The sequence below is a fragment of the Novosphingobium acidiphilum DSM 19966 genome (assembly GCF_000429005.1).
GTDB classification, from domain to species: domain Bacteria; phylum Pseudomonadota; class Alphaproteobacteria; order Sphingomonadales; family Sphingomonadaceae; genus Novosphingobium; species Novosphingobium acidiphilum.
Map to the genome: position 1 here is coordinate 1 of NZ_AUBA01000036.1, position 6,221 is coordinate 6,221.

The following is a 6,221-nucleotide window of genomic DNA, read 5'->3' on the forward strand; positions in this document are numbered from 1 at the left end:
CTCTCATCGAAGGCTCTACCAGTATCTCGACGAAGGGTTTCAAACAGGCTCTCAACCTCGAACGAAACCTTCCTGCTGAGCCTGACCGCCAATGATCGACTGTCTGTTTTCAGAGACCGATTCACATGATTCCGTCCGACCACACCTGCTAGATCGGCAGGAACCCGAACCCGAAACTGGTAGACGGAGCCGCGAAGCCAAAGACCCCTAACACTCCGATTGTGTGTCAGGTTTGTGCCACAGGGTTTCGAACGATTTCCTGAATGATTTCGATACTTTAAATCAAAATCAGAAGCATCGTTGTGCAACAGCTTTGTGTCACACAAGCCAGAATTTGACGGAATATCGTTTAAAATCATATGCTTGGAGCGGGTGAAGGGAATCGAACCCTCGTCGTAAGCTTGGGAAGCTTCTGCTCTACCATTGAGCTACACCCGCAAACCGTTGAAAAACCAGCGATGAGCAACAAGGTACCACGCATGGTTTACAGGGTGGTTTACACCACCCCCGAAACGCGCTTGGCAACTGCCACAGCTGCATGACCTTGGTCAACGTATGTTTTGCGTATTCCGGCCACCTGCTGAGGTGACCAGCCCATGATGTCAGCGATCTCGTCGTTGGTCACACCGGCCTTGATCATCCGCGTGCAATACGTCCCGCGCAAATCATGGATGTGCTTCGTTCGGCGCTGGCCGCTGATCTCATCAATATGGCAAATTCCGGCCGCGTCCCGCACCCTGTTGAATGAACCACCGAAACCATCCCCGGTCCACTGCTGACCACGGCTGTTCACAAGGACGTTATCGATACCCTCGGCCCGGCTGCGCGTTCGCAGCTCGCTTAGCAGACCTGCGAGTTCGGGCAGGATTGGGATCACCACCTTCCAGCGTTTTCCGCGGCTCTTTTTGATGGCATGCTTTTCGATTGTCGCTTGCCGGACGTGTGCCCAGGTCAGTGTCACGAGATCCTCGCGGCGCAGACCCGTAAGAGCAGCCAACCGAAGTCCATCAATCACATGGTGCATGGCCTGAGCCTCGGCCGCGCAACAAAAGGCCGACATGTCTGCCTCGGTCCAGATGATCTCCGCCCGGTTTGCATTCCGGTACAGGTGCGGAATTCCGTCTGCTGCATTGCATACGACTTTGCCATGAAGTCTGCCAAATTTCAGAAGGGCCCTGAGCACGATCACGCCATTGTCTGCTGCGCGCGGCTGGTTCGCTCTGGAGTCACGCCAGTTCACAACCTTGCTCGTCATGCGGGGGTCATTCCAAATGCTCAGCGGCAGATTGCCCCAACGATCATCAATGACCTTGAGCTGCGATCCCCAGGTCTTTTGAGTGTTTCTTGCAAATGCGTTCCATTCTGGGCTTTTTTGCCAATCTTCGATCAGCCGCGACAGTGTTTCGGCTACAGGCGCGACCCGGATTTTCGCATCCGTTGCCGCGCGTAGCTTGTCTAGATGGGATTTGCCTAGGCGTGGCCGTTCCCAGCCCTCATGTCTCAGGATTTGGGGGCCGCCGCGATAGGCATAGACATACCAAAAGGGCGGGCGATTGCGCCTCGCCTTTCGAACGACGTGGATGCCGGAAATCACTGGAGCAGGCCGGCCGCCTCGAGTTGGTCAAATGCACTGCACTCGCGCTGCGGCGCCGACGGTTCGCGCACCACTTCTATCGTACCGTCGGGCGCCAGCCGGATCATGCCAATTTCGAAACCTGTGGCTTCGATCGCCAAAATGGCTCGACGGATCACGGGGGTTTTGGCATATGTGTGCATACGATCTGTCATGTGTGCATTTTTGCACACGGCCCTTCAGGAGTCAACCGTGCTGCAGGAACCTATCGCGAGCGTTGATAAAGTTAAATTTGCTGCAACGAGGGCCGCGGGAATGCTTCGCGAGGCAATCCCCCAGCAGACCATGTCATTGCGCTCCATCGCAAAAAAGCTTAATTACAAGCAGGCCACCGTCCTGAGCCAGATGGCCAAGGGCCGCATTCAGATCCCGCTAGAGCGCGCCACCGAAATCGCTCGGGTTATGGGCATCGATCCCGGAGAATTTCTCCTTGCGGCGATCGAGCAACGCACTGAAGATGCACATTTAATCAATAACTCGGACTTTTCCGACGGCCGCAAGGGCGGGTTCCAGATGAACCTGATGATGATTGCAGGCATTGAATCTGGCCGCGGCCTTGATGATCTGACCGAAGTGCAAAAGCGTATCATTCGAGAGGTCGTTGCCGAGGCGCAACCCGAACGACGTTGGTTAAGCGTGGCCGAGCTGCCCGCGATGATCCACCTTCGGCGCCTTCGCCCCCGCATTGCTCACCAAGGCCTGAATGATCACGACATGGCCGCGATCAAAGATGCGCTAGGCTAATCATTTTGCGTAGTAACACGCACGCATTTTGTGTTAGTATTGCGGGATGTTCGATTGTCCCCTCGCACCAGTCCGTCCAGCGCTTGTCGACTGGATCACCGATATGGCCTGCACGCATGCCGTTACGCTGAATACCGATCGTGAGCTGTCGGAGGCTCGCCTTCGACAGATCTACAGCACTTTTTGCCTAAATCTTGACCGCAAGATCCTGGGCCGGCGCAGCGTGACCAAAATGAATGCGGCTCTGCGCCTGCGTGGATTTGCGTTTCCAGAAAACCTCATGACCAATGCGCATCTGCATTGTGCGCTTGACCTGACCGCGTTGGCCACGAAGGTCGGGTGTGAGGATCAGCTTGCGTTCGCTATCCTGAGCACGTGGCACCAGGCCACACGCGGCGCGGGCACCGTTTTCGTCCGGCCAATCAACAATCCCACCGCCTGGGCGAAATATATCTCCAAATTCGCCGACCGCCGCGACCCGAAGTATTTTCTCACAGAGGATTTTCACCGGGCGTGACCCCCACACCGGCCTTGCGCCGGTGTGGCAATGACATATCCGCTTGATTTCGCGGAAAAAAAGACCCATGCGCCGGATCGTGTCCCAGCACGTGGTGTAGCTTTTCGGGTCCACCGCGATTTTCGGCGTCAGATTGAGCCGGTCATGTACCGGGCACAGCCGACAGCACGACGATGGGATTATCGCTGAGCGGCGCCATGGTTTCAAGCGACATGTATCGGCCACGCTGGACGGCCCATTCGTCGTTTTGTTCGAGGAGGATAGCGCCGATCAGGCGGGTGATGCTGGCCTCGTTGGGGAAGATGCCGACGACATTGGTCCTGCGCTTGATCTCGCCGTTGAGCCTCTCGATGGGGTTGGTGCTGTAGAGTTTGGCGCGGTGTTCCTTGGGGAAGGCCATGTAGGCCAGCACGTCGGGCTCTGCGTCGTCCATCAAACCCGCCAGTTTGGGCAGCTTGGGGCGCATCTGGTCGGTAACTGAACGCCATTGCTGGCTGGCCGCTTCGGGTGTCTCCTGGGCAAAAGCGGTGGCGATGAAGGCCGATACGACGCGCCTGCCGCTTTTGCCTGCGTGAGCCAGGGCATTGCGCATGAAGTGGACGCGGCAGCGTTGCCATGTTGCGCATAGCAGCTTGGAGACAGCGGCCTTGATGCCCTCGTGGGCGTCGGAGATCACCAGCTTGACCCCGCGCAGGCCCCGCCGCGTCAGCTTGCGCAGGAACGCAGTCCAGAAGGGTTCGGCCTCCGAAGGGCCGATGTCCATGCCCAGTACCTCGCGGCGTCCATCGCTGTTGACGCCCACCGCCACGATCACTGCGACCGAGACGATCCGCCCATTCTGGCGCACTTTCACATATGTCGCGTCGATCCACAGGTAGGGCCAGTCGCCCTCGATCGGGCGATCGAGGAAGGCGGTGACACGCTCGTCGATCTCTTCGCACAGTCGGCTGACCTGGCTCTTGGAGATGCCCTCCATGCCCAACGCCTTGACCAGGTCATCAACCGAACGCGTCGATATGCCTTGGATATAGGCCTCCTGGATGACCGCCGTCAGCGCCTTCTCGGCCATCCGGCGCGGTTCCAGAAAGCCGGGGAAGTAGCTGCCCTTGCGCAACTTCGGGATGCGCAGTTCGACGGTCCCGGCGCGGGTGTGCCAGTCACGCTCGCGGTGACCATTGCGCTGGGCAAGCGGGTCACCGTGATCGACGCGCTGGCCTTGTCCGGCGATTGTTCTCGCGCCAATCAGAGCCGCAACATGCCTGTGATCCAGCGCAGGCTGAAATGCCAAGGCTGCGGCGGTCGCGACGTGACCTGCGGGCCGGTAGAACGCACTTCGCGGGCATAAGCTGTCACCTGGGTCGTGCAACCGCTACGGTGCCTAAATCGGCGCTGCCCCCCGGTGGCCTACTGAGCGCAGCGACCGCGCTGGGTCACTGCAAAGCGTTCTGCGACCTCGCCGCGCCCAGCGGCGTTCACAGGGCCATACCGGGCATCTCTGTCCGCCATACCATACAATCTCGTGCCTGCCGTACGCCCGGCAGTGCGGTCCAGCCCCAGTTCCAATTGTACCGTGACGCTGACAGCCCCACCGACCAACAGAAGCACGAAGTCCTAGGATTATAATCCAATCGCCACCCCGATCGCGCCTATCAGCCGGGGTTTTAAAATCACTATTCCTTAAATTAATGAAAAAACACGAGCTGGGCCCCACCCAGATCGCCGGAGAATTGCGATAAGTCCATGAATTTGACGCCTTGGCCCAGTTGCCTAGACGCAATCGTTCGGGCAATGTTAATGTTTAAACGCGAATAGACGTTAACGGACGTGGGGCCAGGGCGTTGTACGAGGCGCTGCGAAGCGAAGCCTAGCGCTTTGCGAAATGAATGCCGGGATTGACGACCCTATCGAAATTGCAAGGCTGTTCGGCATTCGGCGTTTGACCTCGACAGCCAGAGCCCGGATTGAAGTTGCTTTGATTGTATAATTGAAAATAAGCAATTAATGGTCGCTATTATAAATATTCTGAAAATATGCAATATCAGTGAGATACCCAAAGCCCTAAACTATCATTTTTTTGAAATTTCATAAAACTTAATTTTTTCAGTCTTAAATATTTTGAAATTTGCATCATGATAAATACTTATCCATAATAAGAAATTATATTAGGTGTTTAAAACGTGCCTATCCGCTTAAGGCATACACCCACTAGATATGGTATGATGGGTCCATTGGCCTGAGTAGAGTTCGGCAAAGGTCGGCGCCTCGATATCACTGGCGATCCCAAGGAGGGATCGGAAGGCGTTGAACGGGTAGAAGCGGCGATTGAAGCGGAAAGTGAATTCGTTGAGGTAGGCTTGCAGATGCTTGGCGCTGACGCCGTGGTGGATGCCGTTGAGCCACGCTTTGAGGTTTGAGAACACCAGATGGACGATGGGCAGGAACTCTTCGGACACCTCCGGGTCGCCACACTGGGCGATGGCGTGATGGTCGTAACCGCCGCCCTGCAACCCGCTATAGCCGCTCCAATCATCGGTGATGACCAGCGTTCCCGGCTCGACCGCGCTCTGTACAAAGCCACCAAGGGCACCGGCACTGCGGTCTGCACCGATGGCCAATCGAACCCTTCCGGCATAGCGTCCGTTCCGGCGGCGGTCTTGGCCAGTGCCAGGCTCCCGGTGACGAACTTCGACGGCGGCGACCACCAGCGTTTTGTGGTGGGTTCCCCGGCCTTCGCCGCGCGTTCGCCCGCCGATCCAGGTCTCATCGACCTCGACATGCTGACCGCTCTGCCCGCCGATCCGATCCTGATCGGGGCGCACCATCGCGGCGCGCAGTTTATGGAGCAGGCCAAAGGCCGTCTCGTACCGGGTCAGGCCAAGCTGGCGCTGCAACTGGACGGCAGATATGCCGGTCGTCTGACTCGCAACCAGGTAAGCGGCCCAGAACCACACGCTGAGCGGGATGTGGCTTCGTTCCATGGCCGTGCCGACCATCAGGCCGGTCTGACGGCGACACGAGCGGCACATCAGGATGACAGGCCGAGTGGTGAAACGAAACGGATCGCCGACGACGCCACAGCGTGGGCACGCAAATCCATCAGGCCAGCGAGCTTTTTCAAGCCAGGCCGCGCAAGCGCCATCATCCGGGAAAAGCCGCTGGAACTCGGGGAGGGATTTCGGGAACGGCAGCTTGTCGCGGTCAAGAACGTCCACAATCCCCACCCTTTACAACCGCTTTGGGTGGCGCCAAGCCGCAGGAAAAGTCAGGCGCGCGCCACAAGGCAGCCACTAGATGTAGTGGGTGTATGCGTCAAGCGGATAGGCACGG

Annotated in this window: 7 protein-coding genes and 1 tRNA gene; 2 read left to right on the top strand and 6 right to left on the bottom strand. The window is 57.7% G+C overall.

Annotated elements, in window-relative coordinates:
- From G404_RS21045 to G404_RS0117095, 4 genes are all read right to left on the bottom strand, one after another.
- Positions 1-359, bottom strand: a 359-nt coding sequence (locus tag G404_RS21045; protein WP_425411657.1) for a DUF6538 domain-containing protein, incomplete at its 3' end; no start/stop codon positions are given.
- Between the two features lie 5 nt (positions 360-364).
- Positions 365-438, bottom strand: a tRNA-Gly gene (locus G404_RS0117085).
- Between the two features lie 58 nt (positions 439-496).
- Positions 497-1,594 carry a tyrosine-type recombinase/integrase gene (locus G404_RS0117090; protein ID WP_156906371.1) on the bottom strand — a complete coding sequence of 366 codons (1,098 nt, stop codon included), beginning with the start codon at positions 1,592-1,594 and terminating at the stop codon, positions 497-499.
- Positions 1,591-1,752, bottom strand: a complete 162-nt coding sequence (locus tag G404_RS0117095) for a hypothetical protein (RefSeq protein ID WP_156906372.1) — start codon at positions 1,750-1,752, stop codon at positions 1,591-1,593. Before G404_RS0117095 ends, G404_RS0117090 begins: the two co-directional genes overlap by 4 nt.
- Positions 1,753-1,825: 73 nt before the next feature.
- Between G404_RS0117095 and G404_RS0117100 the strand changes: the two genes are divergently transcribed.
- The gene (locus G404_RS0117100) at positions 1,826-2,377 is read left to right on the top strand and encodes a helix-turn-helix domain-containing protein (RefSeq protein WP_156906373.1); all 552 of its coding nucleotides are present in this window, start codon (positions 1,826-1,828) and stop codon (positions 2,375-2,377) included.
- Positions 2,378-2,480: 103 nt separating this feature from the next.
- Positions 2,481-2,894, top strand: coding sequence for a hypothetical protein (locus tag G404_RS0117105; RefSeq protein ID WP_028642140.1), 414 nt, complete (start codon positions 2,481-2,483; stop codon positions 2,892-2,894).
- A gap of 142 nt (positions 2,895-3,036) precedes the next feature.
- Here the strand turns inward: G404_RS0117105 and G404_RS19615 are convergent, their stop codons facing one another.
- Together G404_RS19615 and G404_RS0117115 are read right to left on the bottom strand one after the other, a co-directional pair.
- Entirely contained in the window at positions 3,037-4,182 is a 1,146-nt protein-coding gene (locus G404_RS19615) for an IS256 family transposase (protein WP_051280917.1), read from the bottom strand.
- Positions 4,183-5,083: 901 nt separating this feature from the next.
- Positions 5,084-6,106, bottom strand: coding sequence for an IS1595 family transposase (locus G404_RS0117115; protein WP_028641860.1), 1,023 nt, complete (start codon positions 6,104-6,106; stop codon positions 5,084-5,086).
- Between the last annotated feature and the right edge of the window lie 115 nt (positions 6,107-6,221).

Excerpts from the sequence above, each read along its gene's own strand:
- G404_RS0117105 (WP_028642140.1), top strand. The coding sequence starts at position 2,481 with ATGGCCTGCACGCATGCCGTTACGCTGAATACCGATCGTGAGCTGTCG.